The 19,672-nt window shown below is 40.7% G+C and carries 17 protein-coding genes; 7 read left to right on the forward strand and 10 right to left on the reverse strand.

The features are described from left to right. Window positions 1-391 precede the first annotated feature (391 nt). The 6 genes from xseB to RMY00_RS05415 all read right to left on the reverse strand — a co-directional run bounded on the left by xseB (window position 392) and on the right by RMY00_RS05415 (window position 3,674). Window positions 392-619 carry an exodeoxyribonuclease VII small subunit gene (gene xseB / locus RMY00_RS05390; protein WP_322646563.1) on the reverse strand — a complete coding sequence of 76 codons (228 nt, stop codon included), beginning with the start codon at window positions 617-619 and terminating at the stop codon, window positions 392-394. Between the two features lie 32 nt (window positions 620-651). Then, window positions 652-1,935, reverse strand: coding sequence for an exodeoxyribonuclease VII large subunit (xseA, locus tag RMY00_RS05395; RefSeq protein ID WP_322646564.1), 1,284 nt, complete (start codon window positions 1,933-1,935; stop codon window positions 652-654). A 218-nt stretch (window positions 1,936-2,153) separates the two neighbouring features. Continuing rightward, window positions 2,154-2,414 (reverse strand): type II toxin-antitoxin system RelE family toxin, encoded by a 261-nt coding sequence (locus RMY00_RS05400; protein ID WP_322646565.1) that lies wholly within the window; start codon window positions 2,412-2,414, stop codon window positions 2,154-2,156. Beyond that, on the reverse strand, window positions 2,401-2,565 hold the full coding sequence (locus tag RMY00_RS05405) for a hypothetical protein (protein WP_322646566.1): 165 nt from the start codon (window positions 2,563-2,565) through the stop codon (window positions 2,401-2,403). The genes RMY00_RS05400 and RMY00_RS05405 overlap by 14 nt, the downstream gene beginning before the upstream one ends. A gap of 23 nt (window positions 2,566-2,588) precedes the next feature. Then, window positions 2,589-2,831 (reverse strand): type II toxin-antitoxin system Phd/YefM family antitoxin, encoded by a 243-nt coding sequence (locus RMY00_RS05410; RefSeq protein WP_322646567.1) that lies wholly within the window; start codon window positions 2,829-2,831, stop codon window positions 2,589-2,591. A gap of 390 nt (window positions 2,832-3,221) precedes the next feature. Then, window positions 3,222-3,674 carry a hypothetical protein gene (locus tag RMY00_RS05415; protein ID WP_322646568.1) on the reverse strand — a complete coding sequence of 151 codons (453 nt, stop codon included), beginning with the start codon at window positions 3,672-3,674 and terminating at the stop codon, window positions 3,222-3,224. Window positions 3,675-4,553: 879 nt separating this feature from the next. On the opposite strand from RMY00_RS05415, the gene recA reads away from it, so the two are divergent. Continuing rightward, entirely contained in the window at window positions 4,554-5,633 is a 1,080-nt protein-coding gene (gene recA / locus RMY00_RS05420; RefSeq protein WP_322646569.1) for a recombinase RecA, read from the forward strand. A 265-nt stretch (window positions 5,634-5,898) separates the two neighbouring features. Here the strand turns inward: recA and RMY00_RS05425 are convergent, their stop codons facing one another. The 4 genes from RMY00_RS05425 to RMY00_RS05440 form a co-directional block, all read right to left on the reverse strand. After that, a complete protein-coding gene (locus RMY00_RS05425) occupies window positions 5,899-6,621 on the reverse strand; it encodes an FHA domain-containing protein (protein ID WP_322646570.1) in 723 nt (240 codons plus the stop codon). Between the two features lie 876 nt (window positions 6,622-7,497). Continuing rightward, window positions 7,498-9,096, reverse strand: a complete 1,599-nt coding sequence (locus RMY00_RS05430) for a serine/threonine-protein kinase (RefSeq protein WP_322646571.1) — start codon at window positions 9,094-9,096, stop codon at window positions 7,498-7,500. Between the two features lie 684 nt (window positions 9,097-9,780). Next, window positions 9,781-10,611 carry a phytoene/squalene synthase family protein gene (locus RMY00_RS05435; protein ID WP_322646572.1) on the reverse strand — a complete coding sequence of 277 codons (831 nt, stop codon included), beginning with the start codon at window positions 10,609-10,611 and terminating at the stop codon, window positions 9,781-9,783. Between the two features lie 882 nt (window positions 10,612-11,493). Continuing rightward, entirely contained in the window at window positions 11,494-13,023 is a 1,530-nt protein-coding gene (locus RMY00_RS05440) for an FAD-dependent oxidoreductase (protein WP_322646573.1), read from the reverse strand. Between the two features lie 484 nt (window positions 13,024-13,507). Between RMY00_RS05440 and RMY00_RS05445 the strand changes: the two genes are divergently transcribed. From RMY00_RS05445 to RMY00_RS05470, 6 genes are all read left to right on the forward strand, one after another. After that, the gene (locus RMY00_RS05445) at window positions 13,508-13,957 is read left to right on the forward strand and encodes a hypothetical protein (RefSeq protein ID WP_322646574.1); all 450 of its coding nucleotides are present in this window, start codon (window positions 13,508-13,510) and stop codon (window positions 13,955-13,957) included. Continuing rightward, window positions 13,954-15,168, forward strand: coding sequence for an NRAMP family divalent metal transporter (locus tag RMY00_RS05450; protein WP_322646575.1), 1,215 nt, complete (start codon window positions 13,954-13,956; stop codon window positions 15,166-15,168). The genes RMY00_RS05445 and RMY00_RS05450 overlap by 4 nt, the downstream gene beginning before the upstream one ends. Before the next feature lie 3 nt (window positions 15,169-15,171). Then, window positions 15,172-15,531, forward strand: a complete 360-nt coding sequence (locus RMY00_RS05455) for a hypothetical protein (protein WP_322646576.1) — start codon at window positions 15,172-15,174, stop codon at window positions 15,529-15,531. Continuing rightward, window positions 15,531-15,866 (forward strand): hypothetical protein, encoded by a 336-nt coding sequence (locus RMY00_RS05460; RefSeq protein ID WP_322646577.1) that lies wholly within the window; start codon window positions 15,531-15,533, stop codon window positions 15,864-15,866. Before RMY00_RS05455 ends, RMY00_RS05460 begins: the two co-directional genes overlap by 1 nt. Window positions 15,867-16,113: 247 nt before the next feature. After that, window positions 16,114-16,869 (forward strand): alpha/beta hydrolase, encoded by a 756-nt coding sequence (locus RMY00_RS05465; protein ID WP_322646578.1) that lies wholly within the window; start codon window positions 16,114-16,116, stop codon window positions 16,867-16,869. Between the two features lie 342 nt (window positions 16,870-17,211). Further along, entirely contained in the window at window positions 17,212-19,599 is a 2,388-nt protein-coding gene (locus RMY00_RS05470; protein WP_322646579.1) for a glycoside hydrolase family 31 protein, read from the forward strand. The last annotated feature ends 73 nt before the right edge of the window (window positions 19,600-19,672 follow it).

Consider the following 19,672-nt stretch of genomic DNA (forward strand, 5'->3'; position numbering starts at 1 on the left):
ACCTTTGTTGCATTGACCTGCACCTTTGTTGCATTGACCTGCACCTTTGTTGCATTGACCTGCACCTTTGTTGCATCGACTTGTACCTTTGTTGCATTGACTTGTACCTTTGTTGCATCGACCTGCAAAAATTAACCTACCCTATGTTAGGCAGTAACTTTAAAAGACTTGTGTGTACACAGTAGCCTTGTCAAGGAAAGGGAACTAGATCGCTGTTTCCCCCCTTTATAAGAGTGGATTAAGGGGGGTCATTTGACTTGTGTGTACACCGTAGACCTGCGGGGAGGGGAGACAAAGCACAGCTTTGGCGGGGTGAGGTTCTTCGGGTTTAATAAGTAATCAAGCGGACATAATATTAAACCCAAAGAAGCCTACTAGCAAACTCTCGCTCCTACTCATCACTTAAGGTTTCAATCAACAACTCTACCTGTTGCTGTCGCTGCTGCAAAAAACTTTCGCACTGACGCAAATACTCAACAGCACTTGCAAATTGCTCAAATACAGCTTCTAATTCCAACTCACCTGATTCAATACGAGCGATAATTCCCTCTATTTCAGCAACCTTTGCTTCATAATTCCAAACTTCCTCAGAACTAGAAGCACTCTTGCGTTTAACCATTCAACTCTTGGCGTCCTTGGCGTCTTAGTGAATCAGCGCTGTAGGCGGGTTTCCCGCCGTAAGCGACTGGTGAACCCAGAGGGCGGTTCGTTTACTTCCATAACCTTCACTTTAACCCCACCTTGCCCCAACTGAATCAACAAATCTTCTCCCACAGTCAACTCCGCCGCAGAACGAGCGATCGCCCCATCTTCTTGCCTCACCACCGCATAACCACGCTGCAACACTGCTTTCGGGTCAAGACTAGCTAACTTTTGCCGCAATAATTCTAAATGCTGCGTTGCTTGCTGCGATCGCCCCATCGTAATTTGCACCAAATGCTGACGCTTCCAACCTAACTTGTCTACCTCCAGCTGCACTTGCCGATCTAAACGCAAACGTCGCAAACGATTTCGTAATACTTGCAGTTTATTCTCAGCATTTTCCCTAAAGTCATGCACTGCCTCATGTAAAGCCATAACTCGCCCCCGATGCTGAGTATACAACTCTGAAAGTGATGGCACAACTCTTTCTGCCGCCGCAGTCGGTGTATGCACACAAGCATCTGCAACTAAATCTGCTAAAGATTCATCTCGTTGATGGCCAATACCAGTAATTACAGGAATGGAACAAGTAGCTAGCGATCGCACCACTCGTTCATCATTAAAACAAGCCAACTCTTCAACAGCGCCACCACCCCGCGATAAAATTAGCACTTCGGCGCGACCATCTTTTTCTACCCGTTCAATAGCTTTAACGATAGATTCCGGCGCTTGCTCACCTTGTACTGTTGCGGGAGAAAATAAAACCTGTAAACCTGGATACCTTTGTCTAAGAGTTTTTTGAATATCACCCCAAGCAGCAGCCGTTGGTGAAGTGACAACAGCGATCGTTTGGGGATGAGTTGGGAGCGATCGCTTTCTTTGCGCGTCGAACAACCCTTCAGCCAGCAAGCGATTTTTTAGTTGTTGATAGCGCAACGCCTGTAAACCAACACCAGCAGGTAGAGTCTGCCAAACTGATAACTGATACTCTCCCCGTTGCGGATATAGGCGAATACTACCCAAAATGATTATCTGTTCGCCAGGAACGGGTATCTGGGCGAGTTTTGGCAATTGGCTATTCCATACCACACACTTAATTCCGGCGGTGCGATCGGTATCTTGCAGCGTAAAAAATAAACCACTGCGATGGTGGTTAGCACTGGAAACTTCGCCAGTTACCCAAACTTGCCGTAATTGTTCATCTTGCTCTAACAGCAAGCGGATATAGTCAGTTAATCCAGAAACTGAAAGTGCAGTATTGAGAATCAGAGAGTCGGGAAGGTCGAAAGTCATCAAAGATGCCTGAAAGCATTTATCTGGAGCGATTCTAGCATTTTAATAAAAACCAAAGGTTAACCTAATAAACGGTTCAATCTTTTGTAAACATCATCATCATTGCGCTTACCGACTAAAATCCTAGAGTGGCAAAGCTAGCTAGAGCAAAAACTTAAACGTAGTAAATTCGTTATTATTGAAAATTTTGGTTTACCTATTTACGCCTATTTCAATCGTTAAAAATCTACTCTAGCAAGTTTTACCACTCTAGCTAAAATCACTTCTACTAAATCTTGCTCAGGAAAACGCCTGTAAATAATTCGATATTCACCACTATCAATTCGATATAAATCCTGATAACCCGATAGCTGCTTACTATCAGTGGGTAATGGCTCAACATTCAAAGCCAAAACCTTTTTTGCAATCTGTGCTGCTATTTTAGGCTGTAAACCGTTGAGAAAATCAAGAACAGTTGCTAGACCATCAAGCTTCGCCATTAGCTAAATGCTCTAGTGCAGATGTAAATGCCTCTGTACCAATCATTTTGGACTGACTTAGAGCAACTTCAGCAGCTTGACCGAAAACCATATCCTCTAATTCTTCCAACCGATTAATTAATTTTTGGTAGCTCTCTGCTGAAATAATCACATGGCTAGGCCGTGATTGCTTGGTTAATAGAACTTGGACTGACTTAGAGCAACTTCAGCAGCTTGACCGAAAACCATATCCTCTAATTCTTCCAACCGATTAATTAATTTTTGGTAGCTCTCTGCTGAAATAATCACATGGCTAGGCCGTGATTGCTTGGTTAATAGAACTGGCTCAGTAGCAGCCTTGTCAAAAACCTCACCGTGTTTGTTGCGAGCATCAGTTAGAGTGTAGGTCTGCATAGTAATTGTGACTATTTTAGACATTTTGACTATATTTTAGCAGATAACTCTTCTTAAGTTTTTTATTCTGTGTTAGCTGTTTGTTGGGGGATGTTGTCTAACCAGTGTAATACCCTCTTAATCCTTGTTCTGTGCCTGTTTAAGCCCAATTTCAGGATAGATTCATTTCTCGAGATTCTCCCCCAACTTGTGACAGCATTGACAATGCCGCCGCTCCCAACACCTGAGCATCAAATCGTTTTCAAATCGTTATCAGACTGTAGAACCTGTAACCCTTAGCCAATAACGATTTGAACTCAATTAGCTGATAATACAATTAAATTGTCTTTAAGTGATAACTAACTACAAACAACCTATTGCTTTCAATAGCACCACAAATAAATGACTGGTAAGACTTCTGGAAAACTTTGTGATCTACTGAATTCTGATTGAACAACTAGGATCAGAAGCGAAGCTTTTATCAAAAACGAACCTAGCATTAATTCCTTGTCCACCCGCTCTATAGGGGCCACCTAAGTAATGTTGATTATTATCTTGGATGCCTGCATCTCCGGTATTGAATCTTGTTTGAGGTAGAAATCCGTCGTCAACGTAATAAACATTTGCTTTATTACCGCCGCTATTACGTCCCTTGTTAATTTTATAGTTGATTCTTACTACTGGGCCTAGAAATCTTCCAGAGGGAGTATGATCGATTACAATTGTGCCTGTAAAACCTCCTTTACTACATGAATAGTAACTAATAACGGCATCAGCCGTAGTTGGAGTTAAAGCAATGCCACTGCAAGCAACAGCCATTGCCGCAGTACCAATAACAAAACGGTTTGTAGCCTTTCTAATTTTACGAGCAGTCAAAGTATTAATCATTTCAGACTTTCTTTTTGATTGAGTTATACTTGCATTAATAAAATTAAAATGAATAAATACTAAAAATTTTCAACCCTATTACAAAACTTTAAATAGAACTCCATTCTCCCCACACCCCCAAATTACACCCAGTCTTACCTCGCTAGCACGGGGTTTGTTTTTGGTGATTGGGTGCGATCGCGGTAAAATAGGTATTCTCAATAAACAAGTAGAAACAATAGGCTTTAAAGTAGACAGCGTAAAGAATTGATAGTTTTTAACTCTAAATATACATTATTAGGAAAATTTCTGATAATAATAGGACTTACGCACTCGTGACATAAAATAAGCCTTTGCGATTACTTCGCTTCTCTACGAGAGGCTACGCCAACGCTCGTAATGACGTAAAATCGTAATCTTTGCGTAAGTTCTGAATAAGTGCGTCAAAACTGCGTCACTTTTTTGAAAACGGAAAAAATTGACGCAGAAAAAAACGCTAAAAGGTACATATTTGTAAGGTTTTTTATCAACTGGGCGCAAAAAACCGCTACTCTAGGGGAGATAATATGCTGATTGGCATGGGCGATCGCTCGTAATTTAGCAACCTCCGCAAATGCTCACGAGTCTGGTTTTACTCACAGTGTTATTTAGGTAATTTATTTTTTTGTTGAAAACCCCTTGCTTACCCAGTCAAAAAAAACTATCTCTGAATGCAAGTTGGTATCATTGTGCAAGACTACCCTAATCTGGTAGCGATCGAGTTACGATCTTATTACACCCTTTTTTTGATTTGAGAAGTCCTATTCCAGGATTTTCTGGTTAAAATAGTATATCTGTTCTACTCAAACTCCCAGAGCAACACTCCTTAAAACCATATATTAAGAGGCATTAGACGCAGGAATGGCTATCAACACCGATACTTCAGGCAAGCAAAAAGCGCTAACTATGGTGCTTAACCAGATTGAGCGCAGCTTTGGTAAAGGAGCAATCATGCGCCTGGGCGATGCTACCCGGATGCGGGTGGAGACAATTTCCAGTGGGGCGCTCACTCTAGATTTAGCATTGGGTGGTGGTTTACCCAAGGGGCGGGTAATTGAAATTTATGGCCCGGAAAGTTCTGGTAAGACTACAGTAGCGCTACATGCGCTCGCCGAAGTGCAAAGAAATGGCGGTATTGCTGCCTTTGTTGATGCAGAACACGCCCTTGATCCTACTTATGCTGCGGCATTGGGTGTAGATATTGACAATTTGCTGATTTCCCAACCTGACACAGGCGAATCAGCTTTGGAAATTGTCGATCAGCTTGTTCGTTCTGCTGCGGTTGATATTGTAGTCATTGACTCAGTAGCAGCACTGGTTCCCCGTGCTGAAATTGAAGGCGATATGGGTGACGCGCACGTTGGTCTGCAAGCGCGATTAATGAGCCAAGCCCTACGTAAAATTACGGGCAATATCGGTAAATCTGGTTGTACAGTAATTTTCATCAACCAGTTACGGCAAAAAATCGGTGTTACCTACGGTAGCCCAGAAACGACTACAGGCGGTAACGCATTGAAATTTTACGCTTCGGTGCGCTTGGATATTCGCCGAATTCAAACCTTGAAAAAAGGTACTGATGAATTTGGTAATCGCGTTAAAGTCAAAGTCGCTAAAAATAAAGTAGCGCCGCCTTTCAGAATCGCTGAATTCGACATTATTTTTGGTAAAGGTATTTCTACCTTGGGTTGTCTTGTTGACCTAGCCGAAGAAACTGGCATTATTGTTCGCAAAGGAGCTTGGTATAGTTACAATGGCGATAATATCTCCCAAGGAAGAGACAACGCCATTAAGTATCTAGAAGAAAAGCCTGAATTTGCTGACGAAATGAAAAAACTGGTGCGCGAAAAACTAGATAAAGGCGCTGTTGTTTCTGCTAACTCCGTAGCTAAAGCTAGTGAAGACGATGAAGACGAAGAAGTCGATTTAGAGCCAGAAGAATAAGGAATGCAGATTTATTCATCTGCAACTTTAATATGTAGTGGGTTACATAGATAGCTAACCCACGTTTTTTAAAGTATTGATGAGTTATAGCAAGCCTTAGAAAATGATTGCCACTATATGATGAGCAATCATTTTATTTTTATGACGTTTGTCCTTGGAATCAGTTAAAAGAAGAGGCACAAAAATTTTATATTGTGCCCCTGCGAATTGTGTATAGTTCACGCAATTGAAAATTGCGATAATTTCCAATTTTTTAGCAGGGATTCTATGGTATTTGTCTGCTAAAAAAGCGGTCTAAAATTTCTGATTTCTGTTCTGAACTAAAGTTGTCATAAGAATCTTCAAGCTTTTCAACTAATCCAGGATTTCTGAAAATCCCTGAATTATCATCTAGTTTTTCAGTCAAAAGTTTTGGTCTGTTACAGAAATAAGTGAGTATTTCTACTTGATTATTGCTTTTTCGATGTATAAGTTGCATCAATAACTCCATTGCTACAGTTGGCAACACGCGGCAGGTAGAACTCATGAAAAAATCAAAAGTCATACTACCTAGACGGATGCGATCGCCATCTTTAAGCTTGATCCGCCCAAAAGTGCGATCACCATTCACAAATGAGCCATTGGTACTGTTGAAGTCTATAAAGTAGAAGCCTTGATCATCAATATATTGAATAGCAGCGTGGCGACGAGACATATAACTATCAACAATACAAATACCACTGCTGCGATTACGACCTATTGTCCAGATTTGCTGTGGCTGCCGTAAACTTTGGGTCTGATTGTCACCCAAATTAGTCATCAAATAAACAGCAGAAGTATCCACTACACCATGTATGTAAGATGCCTTCCCTCTCGTCAACGACGGTTGAGATAGGTTTTCTAGCTGAAGAATTTCATCTAAAAGGTCACTATGGTGTTCATATAACTTAAGAAATACCTGATATAAACTTAATCTCCGTTCTATTTCTGTTTGTGCAAAGTCAGTCATTATACGTAAACCTTGTATTACCTGATTCCGGTTGTGAATATTCTGCTTCAGCCTACGACCAGGGATAATTAATTTTTAACTTTCCGCTACCATCTGAAAACTTGAATGGCTTAAGAACGTTAGATTTTACAGTTTTTAAAAACGAGATTCCCTGTTGTTTCTAGCCATGAAAAGCATGGAAACATCTAAAAAAAAGTATTATGATGCTTTATTATTTATTGTAAATAATCATTTGTTATTTGTAATAGATAATAATTATAAAGATTTAATTAAAAATTGCCAGCTATCTACGTATTTTTACCGGAAAATAGGATAGTTATTGACATTTGCAAGAGCGATGACTAGACTATCGTTCAACCCAGCTATAATAAGCCTGAATTATTTGCGATCAACAAGATCCCCGATAACTTTTACGATGTCAGGGATCTGCGGGTTGGGTTGCAATTTTTCCAAGTTAAATAGGATTGTTATATCATATCTATTTGGTCAGTTCTGAATAAATCTGAGTTTTCTTGATCAGAATAAGGGCTAATTTATCTAAGCTCATAAGAAAATAGAAGGCTTGTCAGCTTTGTAAAACAATAGATACTCCAGAAATAAATTATGCGTTACCTGAAACCCTTGTAGAGACGTTGCATGGCAACATCAAAACAATTCATTTTCGGAGATGTCTAATACAGTTGAGTTTAGGACTTGTCCTAAGCACCCTTAAAAAAGAGGGAACTAGTACCGCAAGGTGGAAGTCAAAAGCCAAAAGTCACATACATTTTAATTTTGGGGTTTCTGGCTGTAATAAAATAGTAAGTTTATTTCCGCCTTGCGGTACTAGTCTGAGAGGCAGGGTAAGCAAGTAACTCTCAAATTTAAACTTTCAATTTACAACAAGCCTCGTTTCCCATTGGGGCGGATGGTCATCCAGTTTGTTTTTGCTAGTGCAAGCTGCTCATCAGAAATTTTGGCACTGGTGAGATTAGCACCACACAGATTAGCTCCTCGGAGGTTGGCATTACTAAGGCAAGCATTGCTGAGGTCTGCGCCTCGCAGGTCTGCCCCTTCTAAATCAGCATGGTTAAGGTATGCTTTGCTCAGATTAGCATCCTTGAGATTTGCTCGAGTGAGACTGGCTCTGCCAAAGTCACTATTGTGAAGATTAGCTCCCTGGAGATTGGTTTTTTGCAATTGAGTGGAATGGAAATTTGTTTGGGATAAGTCAGCACCTTGCAGATCCAGCAAATTTAAATTGTGTAGAGCAAAATCCCGTCTTCCTTTCTGATAGGCAGTTAATAAACTTTGGGTATTTAATTTACGCTCAACTTTAGAAGTTTTAGCTTGTAAACTATTACTGTTGCTGTTAACAAAAGTCGTTGATTTGGCCATCCCAGAACCTTGGTGCGCTCCAGCTGCTTCTGCCTTGGCTCGTCTAGCGCGAATTGCTGCCGCTACCTGTGCCACTCCTGTACTAGTAGCAGCAGAAGAGTTGTTACATAAAACAGCAGAATTTTCCAGATGGTTGTGTGTTCGCTCTTTAGACCCAGTATCTGATTTAATTAATAAACCTTTTGCTAAACTTTCTAAATATGGTTCTATTTCCAATGCTCTGAGAACTTCTGTCGCTGATTGATAGCGATTACGTACAGACACCTCCAACATTTTTCGCAATACATTGCCCAAGTGGTCACTCACTTGCACAAGTTGCTCCCACATTATCTCGCCAGTGTTGGGATTGTAATCTAAATCTTTAGGAGTTTTGTTAGTCAGTAGATAAATGCATGTCACCCCCAGTGCATAGATATCACTGGCGTAGACTGGACGCATAGCCATTTGCTCTGGAGGTGCAAAACCAGGAGTACCAATGGCATAGGCAGTTAATGCTGTTTGTCCTGATTGATTTACTGCACCTTGGCTGATTTGGTTTTTGACGGCACCAAAGTCGATGAGTACCATTCTGGCATCTTGAGTACGGCGAATTAAGTTGGCTGGCTTAATATCACGGTGGATTACCTTTTGATCGTGGATGTATTGCAATAGTGGCAAAATTTCGCTCAAAAATTGCTTGACTCCAGTTTCGCTTAAGATGCCGTTAAGTTTGATCTCTTCCTGTAAGGTATTACCACTGATGTATTCTTGAACTAAATAGAATTGTTCATGATTTTCAAAATAGTCTAACAGTCTTGGTACTTGTGGGTGATTGCCAATCTTCCCTAAAGTTTTGGCTTCTCGTTCAAAGAGTTCTCTAGCCATCTGTAAAACGTGTGGGGCGCTTCCTGATGGGCGTAATTGTTTGATTACGCAACTCGGTTCTCCTGGTAAGCCTTGATCGTTGGCTAAGAAGGTAGCTCCAAAGCCACCTTGACCTAATGGTTTGATCACCTGATAGCGCTCGCGCAACAGTAGTTGCGAGCCACAAGACTGGCACCTTTGGCTATATACCAAATTTTCTGGATTGGGACAGATAGGATTTAAGCAGTAGCTCATGCACTGTCAACTCGCTGCACGAAGAATCACGGTGAGTTGTTATACTCTCTTTCAATTATTTAGATATTAATCAACTCTTGCCAGGTAATTTTTGCTGGAAATGCTTTGAAGATTATTTAAAGTTTAGCTAATTTTACGTAAATTAGTTGCAAATTAAAAAAATTATTATACTTAGAATGTTAAATAGTATCTAAATTATTTTTGGAGCGAAGTCGAAGTAGCGACTTGGGCTAATAGCGCAGAGCTAATGCTGCGCTATTGACCTATATCTACAACGGGTAGGGGAGAGGCTAGCACCAAGAGATGATAAATATCAAGTTCGGGTGATAACTTATAATAAAAAAATTTATCAATGTAGGTTAGTTGGGTTTTAGCAAGATCCCCGTAAGAATAGGGTAGTCAAACCCAACATCAACAAGGATAAAATGTTGGGTTACTCTCCTGCGTAAAACCCTTCTTTACTAGACGCTGTTCGCGTTCGGGTCTATGTTTTTAAAACGCTGTTTTTTTGGTTGTCGAGAAATCGCAAGGGGGCAGTGGCTCGTTAACCTACAGATATTATAAGTGTTTAACCGAACCTGATATAAGACCACACTAACTCCTTTACAGAAAATCGCTGTAGAATTTTGGATGCCCAAGTTTGGAGGCAATTTAGAATCATCTCCATTAATCGTTAAAAGACTATTAGCTGGCTTTCATATTTACACTAATCAGTTGTTCGAGAAGTGCAAAAACATCACTGCGACTGAGTTTCTCTTTACCACTAGCAAGGGCGTCAAGAGTGCCATTAGCCAGCGTTAAGGGAATTTGGCAAAAATCTAAGGCTGGGCCAGTAGGAAGGTTTTTGGTATAAGCTTCTGCCAAGACTAGATTGCGCCGGGCATACTCTTGCATATTTTCTGCACTCCAACCTTCTGGGAAAAAGTCTACCCCACGCCCTAAATCTTCAGTGTGGTTACGCAGGATATTAACTGCTTGTAAACCCCGACCAAACCCGATCGCCTGGGTACGGTTAGTTTGTGTTCCATCGTACCAAGTCCATAAGTCTGATAGTAACAATCCGACTGCACCTGCAACCCCAAAGGTATAACGATCCAAATCAGATTCTGTATAAATTTTCCAGTTTCTTTCAGCCCAGTAAGCCATCCGGTCTGCCATTGCAGCAGTGGCATCCCAAATTCGAGGCGCAATGGTCTCTGGTGCTAGTATCGACCATTCTCTAATCCTCACTGTGACTTCTTCTAAGGTATTCTCATACCCACTAAATCCTGCCAAGAAAGCATCTATCGCAAAGCCATCAACCCCTGCCTGTAATGTCAAGCTAATCGTTCTTAACAGCTTTACTTTAGTAGCGTTATCTAATTCGGGATGATCTTCTATTTCATCAATGGCACGCATACACAAATATGCTGATGCTACTGCTTCTTGTAATCCTGGCGGTAAAACACTAATTGGAATATAAAAAGTTCGGCTAGTTTCTTTGAGGATTTGCAATGCATCTCTACGTAAATTCATGTTTTCACTCCCCGATTGATTTTTGCACCACATGAAGTTTGCAGTTTTTTGATGATACTGGATATAGTTTTGACTAAACCTTAAAAACTATAGACTATAAGATACGCTAGTATTTCATCTAAAAATTAATAGTTTTTGGTGTTGCAATTAACAAAACTCTCAAATTTATCAAAGTCTAATTTAGTATATAGGGTTTTGGTCGCAAAAATCTTTAATGTGCCGTTTGATATAGCTATCATAAAGTTTTAGTGGATATATAAAGAATTATGCTAATATTTGGTTGATTAATGCAAAATTTTTCTATGAGGAAACATCCATGTCGAGATTTGAAAGTATTTTAAGTCTGCGTTAAATTGACTAAGAAATTATAATTATTGTATATATAAAGACAATTTAAGAGAAGCTGGTAATAGATAGCAGTAAATGTAAGCACCTTTAGATGCGAACTATGGTATGTCGAAGAGTCAGGGTAAGTTACATTAGATATAAAGGACTTGCGATACCTGGGTTGGGCTACGTCTAAGCTTGATGGATTACAGTGAGAACCTGCTTGCTGTTTAAGGTGGTATCAAGTGACCATAACCAAGAAAAAGAAGTTCCCGTATATTTACGAGATTGACAATAAAAAAGTGGGCTGTTTGCCCACTCAATAAAATATTTATGAATATTTGACCTCTCGTATCATGTCCGCTTGATTACTTTTTAAACGTGAAGAACCCCTTCCCCGCAAGCGAGGAGGAAGATTGGGGGGTAGAGTGTAGTAACTCTGGTTAAGCAAATTATTTATGCAAACACGAAAATTCGTTCAAAATTGGGCTAAATCATCCCATGATTCAGCAATGCCGTTTTTTTGAGTGAGATTAAAGCTTTACTCTCCACTTTTTACTTGTTTTCCAGTGGTGTCAGCCCATTAATTGCTGGACCGTTGATTACTTTTCCCTGCGTATCAAACCGCGAACCGTGACATGGGCAATCCCAGGTCTTTTCTGAGGAATTCCAAGCGACGATACAGTTGAGGTGAGTACAGATTGCCGAATGTTCGTGCAGTGTACCATCTTCATCTCGGTAAGCTGCGACTTTTGTCAAACCACGTAGTACCACTGCACCTGTACCGGGAGCAAGTTTTTCAACGGAATCAACATCGCCTGGTGTGACCCACTTTAAATACTGGGCAGCAACGTTAAGATTCTCAGAGATAAAATCACCGACTCCACCAAGTCTCACACGCGATGGGTCATAAAGTTGTGCCCAGCTATTATTTCGCCCTAAAATCAAGTCAGTTAACAGTATCCCCGCGATCGCACCGTGGGTCATTCCTATGCCTGTATCACCAGTAACGATGTAAACGTTTTGCTCATCAAAAGGGTTTTTACCAATGTAGGCAATACCATCATCAGAATTCATTACCTGTCCCGACCAGCGAAATAAAATCTCCTGTGCCATTGGGAAACGTTCTCGCGTCCACGTTTGGAGTCTGGCATAGCGAGCATCGGCATCGTCAGCTTGTCCGGTTTTATGGTCTTCGCCACCAACAATTAATACATCATATTCTTCGTCGATATTTTGTAATCTTACGTAGTGGTAGGGGTCAAGGGTATCCCAATAAAGCGCTTTGGCAACAGAACCACGAGGCACTTTTGCACCGATGACAAAAGTGATGTATGGAGCCTGCTTGAAGTGCATAGTAGCTAAGTTACTGATGGGTGAGTTAGTTGCTACTACCACAGCATCGGCTGTGACAACTTTACCACTACTTGTCTCAACATGAGCGGGTAAACCACCTTGAATTTTTTCTACGTGTGTCCCCGTATAAATTCTACCCCCACGCCGTTCTATGGCTTCTGCAAGTCCAGCTAGATATTTTAATGGATCAAATTGCCCTTGTTGGGGAAAGCGTAGACACACTCCTGTATCAAAGCCAGTTAACGGAGCTTTCTTCACCATTTCAACATTAGTTAGTCCAACTCGGTGTGTTGCTTCTAACTCGTGCTGAATCTCGTCTATTGATTTCAAGTCTGGCGGAAAAAGATAGCCGTCAAGTCGCTCAAAGTCACAGTTAATGTTTTCTTGGGTAGCGATCGCCTCTATAGTATTAATTGCTGTTGTATGACTTTGAGCAACCAGTTTTGCACCCTCTTTACCGTGCATTTGCTCCAGTTCGTAGTAATGATAACTTAGCACATTCGATACGTGTGCTGTTGTTCTTGCTGTTTGACCGCCACCAATGGGGCCATCATCCAGCACAACTACTGATTTACCTGCGCGGGTTAACATATAGGCAGTTGACATCCCTGCTATCCCTGCACCGACAACGCACACATCTGCATGAGTATTTTCGGTAAGCACTGGTTGCTCTGGTACTTCTGCCGTTGTCATCCAAATAGAAATAGTTTTACCAGAGTCATTTTGCATATTTTTAGAGTTTTAAGCCTAACTTAATTCTGCTGGAAAGAAGGTTATGAAGGTAAGAAAAATGGGAAACTAGAAGGGAAATATCAAAATATTTCTCCTTCTATGATTGTGCCTTTGTATGTCTTTCAACCTTCCTACAACCAAGCTAAGATGTGTATTCCAGCTTGTTATTGTATAAGCCTAGACTATTAATTGTAAATAATGTATCTGCATCATGATATACATCAAAATATGCTTTGTAGGGGATGGAATTGCTAAATATTTGTATATCTCAAAAAGATTTAGAGTATTTTATAAAACCTTTGACCTTAGAACAGTCATAATTTACTAGAGATGCAAGTAACATCCTCCTTTTTGAAGTGGATTTCCGTTAATACAATAAATTTTGAAATAATATTTTACAAAATATTTCTTTAGATAGATGTACACTATTGCCGAGGTGGCGAGAAAAAATATATTTGTATTAGCTATGGAGAGTCTATAAATGCCAGAGGCTGGTAAATTAGAATCTGTAATTAATTGTTTATTAATACTGACATTGTTAGCTTCTTGCAGTGGTAAAACTTCCGTAGAAGATATGGACAAAGAAGCACAAAATATATCTTCTTGGGTAGCAACAGTAAATATGGTTGGTGATGCCTGGATACGCAATGTTATACCAAATAATTATGCTGAACAAACATTGAAAAAAGCTACAGAAGAACTGCAAAAAGAAAAAGATAAAATAGACAAAATAAAATTATCTAAAGATGTAACACAGGATGATAAATCAGTACTATTAGGTGAAGTTATACAGTTAACAAATAAAACAGAAGCAATGTCTAGGGCTGTAGGACAAAAAAATCGTTTAGAGGTACAGCAAAAGCTTGGAGAACTAGCAATAGAAGAACGCTCGCTAAACAAGCTAAAGAAAAGTAGCAGGGCAAACCAATGAATAAAATTTTGGAAATCGCGCTTGGGATTGTTACCAGTATTGGTGGGTTTCTAGATGTAGGTGCGATCGCTACTGCTGCGGAAGCTGGGTCTAACTATAGCTTTCAACTAATCTGGGCAATTGTCTTAGGGACAATTTGTGTAATTTTTCTGGTGGAAATGTCTGGACGTTTAGCAGCAGTTAGCAAACATACATTAGCTGCGGCAGTGCGAGAACGATTTGGATTCAACTTTTATATTATTCCACTAGTTGCAGAAATTGTCGTTGATTTTCTGGTTTTAGCAGCCGAAATTGGTGGTGTTTGTATCGCCCTGCAATTAGTAACAGGCATTAGTTTCCAGTGGTTTGCTTTACCTGTAGCCTTTGCAATTTGGTTGCTACTTTGGAAAGGGACATTTGGATTAATTGAAAACGGGATTTCTTTTTTTGGATTAATCACACTAGTCTTTGTTGTTGCTACTTTTAAGCTGCATCCATCTTTAACAAAAATTGGTTCTGGTTTGTTGCCAACTGTGCCGCAACAAGACACCGCACATTATTTATACCTTGCTGTTGGCATTTTGGGTGCATTGATTAGCCCGTACTTATTTTATTTCTACTCATCTGGTGCAGTAGAAGATAAGTGGGATGAAGGGTATATCGGTGTGAATCGCGCCGTCGCTAGTTTGGGGATGGGCTTTGGTAGTATCGTATCACTGGGAGTGTTGATTGTGGCAGCACTGGTACTCAATCCCAAAGGTATCCAGGTTGATAGCTATGAACAGGCGGCGCTGATGTTGACAGAAACTTTTGGTTACTGGGGCTTTGTGCTATTCGCAGCATCTTTAGGGATTGCTTGCTTTGGTGCAGCACTGGAGGTAAGCCTCGACACAGCGTATATTGTAGCTCAAGCTTTTGGTTGGAATTGGGGCGAAAATCTTAAACCAAAAGATGCTGCACGTTTTAGTTTAGTTTACACCGTGTTTGTCTTTCTCGCCTCATTACTGATGGTATTTGGTATCGATCCGTTGCAATTAACTTTGTTTTCAATGGCGATTACAGCAGTGATTTTACCGCCTGTAATTATACCTTTTTTGGTTTTGATGAATGATGAATTATACGTTGGCAAGTATCGTAATGGATGGATTAGTAACAGTGTTGTCATTTTTACGATCGCGCTGACATTTGTTTTAGCGATCGTTGCTATTCCATTAGAAATTATTGGAGGGTAGAAAATGGATATTATCAGAGATGTTCTTGATAACCAATTAGTTGACCGTAATCAACGCAAGATGGGTAAAGTCGATGGCATTGTGATGGAGTTACGCGATAGCGAACCATCACGACTTGCTTATATTGAAGTAGGTGTGACAACCCTTAGTAAACGGCTAAATCCCCGTTTGGCACGTTTGGTAGCAGCAATTGCAAGTAAATGGGGCGCTAAACAAAGTGAACCATTTCGGATTCCGTGGTCAAAAGTGCGGGATGTTGGTATTGATGTTGAAGTGGATGTTGAAGCTGAAGCAACACCAGCTTTAGGGTATGAAAAATGGCTGCGCGATCGCATCATCGCACGAATTCCAGGAGGGGGATAATGGCAACTCGTGAAATTCATCTAGAATTGCTGCTGGGTAAACCAGTATTAGACTCAACTGGTAAAGCCGTTGGACGCATTGAGGAAGTACGCGCCGAACAACAAGGTGAAGAATGGATTGTTAAGGAATATCTTGTCGGTTATGCTGCGGTGTTAGAACGGTTATCTGCTTGGACAATTGGGTTAGGAATTTTGCGTCTACTAGGGGCGCATAAAATCTACAGTGGTTATACAGTACCTTGGGATAAGTTAGATTTGACTGACCCTGACAACCCACGTTTGCGTTGCAGCCTAGATGAATTAAAGTCATTAGACGAGAAGCCGCAGGATATATAGTAACTTGGTTTGAATAAGGCGGAAATATGATGTCACACGAATTGTAAAACGCTATAAGTGTTAAATATTTGTGGTTGCCTGCACTCTCTTTTAATTAAATTTAGTAATATTAAGTTTTTTATATTAATAAAAAATTGCCACTCAGCATGAGGTTAATTTGACTAAAATCTTCTATGTAATAGCTTTCAAAAATATTTGAAAAGCTAATTATTATATTTTCCTATTCTTTATCTTTTTTAATCTTCAAATGCCAGAAATTCAAGTTGGAGATATTAGCATCTACTACGAGATGAAAGGCAATGGTTATCCGCTACTCATGATTATGGGCTTCAGCTTCAGCCTTTTAGACTGGGGAGATATGTTCACTGATGAGCTGGCAAAACATTACCAAGTCATTCTGTTTGACAACCGCGATTCTGGAAGAACAAAAAGCCAGTCAACATACAATTACACGACTGCTGATATGGCAAATGATGTAGCAGGATTGCTTAATGCTTTAGGAATAGCACAAGCTCATATTTTAGGATATAGTATGGGTGGCATGATTGCTCAACAGTTTGCCTTGAGACATCCTACCAAGTTAAATAAATTGATATTGACCTGCACAATGGCTGGTGGCGATTGTAGCAATTTTAATCCAAATATTCAAGGAGATTTTTTGGATCTTCTTTTTCCGGCATCATACTTAGCTATCTCTAATAACCGGAAAAAAATAGAAAGTTTTTTCACAAAAACCTCACCCTATCACAGCCAATCAGATGCTTATATAAGGCAATTACAGGCGCATCATGCCCACGATACATGCAATTTATTGCAAGGCATTCAAGCACCTACCTTAATTATGACTGGAGATAGCGATTTGATCATTCCTCCTATCAATAGTAATATTTTGAATAACAAAATTTCTGGTTCAAAACTTAAAATTATTAAAGAAGCTGGACATGGGTTACTTTATAGCCATGTTGCAGGAATTGCAAAAATTATCACTAATTTTTTATCGTAATTCAACACCATACAAATAATGTAGCTACCAGCAATACTAATTGCTAAAACCTGTTATTTGCGGTATTTGTAGACTAGGACTAGAGAGCAACTATCATTGTGTTGCAGCCAATATTAACTACAACCAGCCTGCAATCAGGAGTTTCCACTAGTATTAGATAGTAAATAGACACAACGCCTTACCGGAGCTAGGTTGTGATAACTTACAGAGGCTGTTGATGAACTCCTGCTGCTAAAAATATCTGCTAATTTTTCACCCAACCTCTAGCGAAAGAAAGAGTTTGATGGTGAATATCTCTGTAATCATGAATGCGGACAAGTGTTTACCTGCTAAATAACTGATATGCCGCAATATTTCGGAAAACTACCCACTACTAACCAACCTTGGACAACTCTTAGCAATGTAAAAGCTGTAACTTCCGACAATAATATTATTAATTTTGACTGTGGCGACTCACGCCTTACTATCAGCGTACTTGCGCCCAATTTACTCCGCGTGCGTTTCGCACCAACTGGAGAATTTATGCCTCGGCGTTCTTGGGCAGTAACGCCAGATGATGCAGAATGGGCAACAACACCTTTTACAGTGCAAGAAAATGAAGCAACGGTAGAAATTGAAACAGCACAGATTCGTGTGTGTGTCCAGCGAGAAAAGTGTCGCATCGTCTGTTTCGACAAAGCTAATCGCCCTTTTGCCCAAGATGCAGAGATGGGTATAGGTTGGCGGATGGGTACAGTTGCAGGATGGAAAGAAATTGCAGCCGATGAACATTTCTATGGTTTTGGTGAACGCACAGGCTTTCTGGATAAACTCAGCGAAGTCAAAACCAACTGGACAACGGATGCCTTAGATTATGATGCACTGACTGATGAAATGTACCAAGCAATTCCATTTTTTATGGCTTTGCGTCCAGAGTTAGCCTATGGCATCTTTTTCAACACTACTTTTTGGAGTCAATTTGATATCGGTGCTGAACAGCCAGGTATTTGGAAGATGGAAACTCGTGGCGGTGAATTAGATTATTACATTATCTATGGCCCCGAACCTGCCCAAATCTTGGAAACTTACACTCAATTAACCGGGAGAATGCCATTACCACCGAAATGGGCGCTGGGTTATCATCAATGTCGTTGGAGTTATGAATCAGAAACCGTTGTGCGGGAACTAGCGCAAGAATTCCGTCAGCGTCGCATTCCCTGCGATGTTATTCACTTGGATATCGACTATATGCGGGGTTATCGGGTATTTACTTGGAGTCCTCAACGCTTTTCTAATCCAGCAAAACTCATTAGTGATTTAGCAGAGGATGGTTTCAAAACAGTTACAATCATTGATCCTGGTGTGAAGTATGAACCAGAAGGTAATTATCATGTTTTTGACCAAGGCTTAGAAAATGACTATTTTGTGCGGAAAGCTAATGGTGCATTGTTCCACGGCTACGTTTGGCCTGAGAAAGCTGTTTTTCCTGACTTTTTGCGTCCTGATGTGTCTAACTGGTGGGCTGATTTACACAAAAGCTTAACTGATGTTGGTGTGGCGGGCATTTGGAATGATATGAATGAACCTGCCATAAACGATCGCCCTTTCGGCGATGATGGTGAAAAGATTTGGTTTCCCCTAGATGCACCGCAGGGGGGTGATGAGGGACAAGGGGACAAGGGGACAAGGGGACAAGGGGACAAGGAGAATATCTCTGTGTCTGTTACTCATACGGAAGTGCATAACTTGTATGGGTTGATGATGGCTAAAGCTTGCTATGAAGGGTTGGAACGGCATCGAGGTTCGGAGCGATCGTTTGTGTTAACGCGATCGGGTTATGCTGGTGTGCAACGCTGGTCTTCTGTGTGGATGGGGGATAACCAATCGTTGTGGGAGCATTTAGAAATGTCTCTGCCGATGCTTTGCAATATGGGACTTTCGGGTGTGGGTTTTGTGGGTTGCGATATTGGCGGGTTTGCTGGTAACGCCACAGCTGAATTATTCGCTCGGTGGATGCAGGTAGGAATGCTTTATCCATTGATGCGCGGTCACTCGGCAATGTCTACTGCTCGTCATGAACCTTGGGTATTTGGCGATCGCGTTGAAAATATCTGTCGAGAATACATTAATCTACGTTACCAATTACTTCCCTATATTTATAGTCTTTTCTGGGAAGCGGCAACAACAGGCGCACCGATTTTAAGACCATTATTGTACCACTTCCCTAACGATCTGAAAACCTATAGCCTCTACGATCAAGTATTACTAGGTGCATCGCTGATGGCTGCACCAATTTACCGCCCTGGAGTTGAACATCGAGCTGTCTACTTACCTGCTGGCACTTGGTATGATTGGTGGAGTGGCGATCGCTACGAAGGCCCGATTCACATTCTTGCTCATGCCCCACTAGAAAGAATGCCACTGTATGTCCGTGGTGGTGCGATAATTCCCATGCAACCTGTCAAGCAATACGTTGATCAAGCGCCACTCGATGAGATCCGATTACGGATTTGGCCTGGTAATAACGAATATCAGCTATTTGAAGATGATGGACAGACAAAAGAGTATTTAGATAAGAATTTTTCGCTAACAGATATAAGCGTGTTTACACAGACAAACCAAACAGTAGTTGAAATTGGAGCGAGAATGGGAGAATGGACACCTCCACCACGCGAAGTAATTGTAGAATTTGTTGGGGTTGGAGAGCAACGTTTCCAAGATGATGGTAAGCGACATACTCTGCAATTTTGAAATACTCGCAAAGGTGGTTTAAAAAACCACCATTATTTCCTACTCTAAATTGTGCAATAAAAAATATGCATAG

This window comes from Nostoc sp. ChiVER01 (assembly GCF_034531155.1).
Lineage (GTDB): Bacteria > Cyanobacteriota > Cyanobacteriia > Cyanobacteriales > Nostocaceae > Nostoc.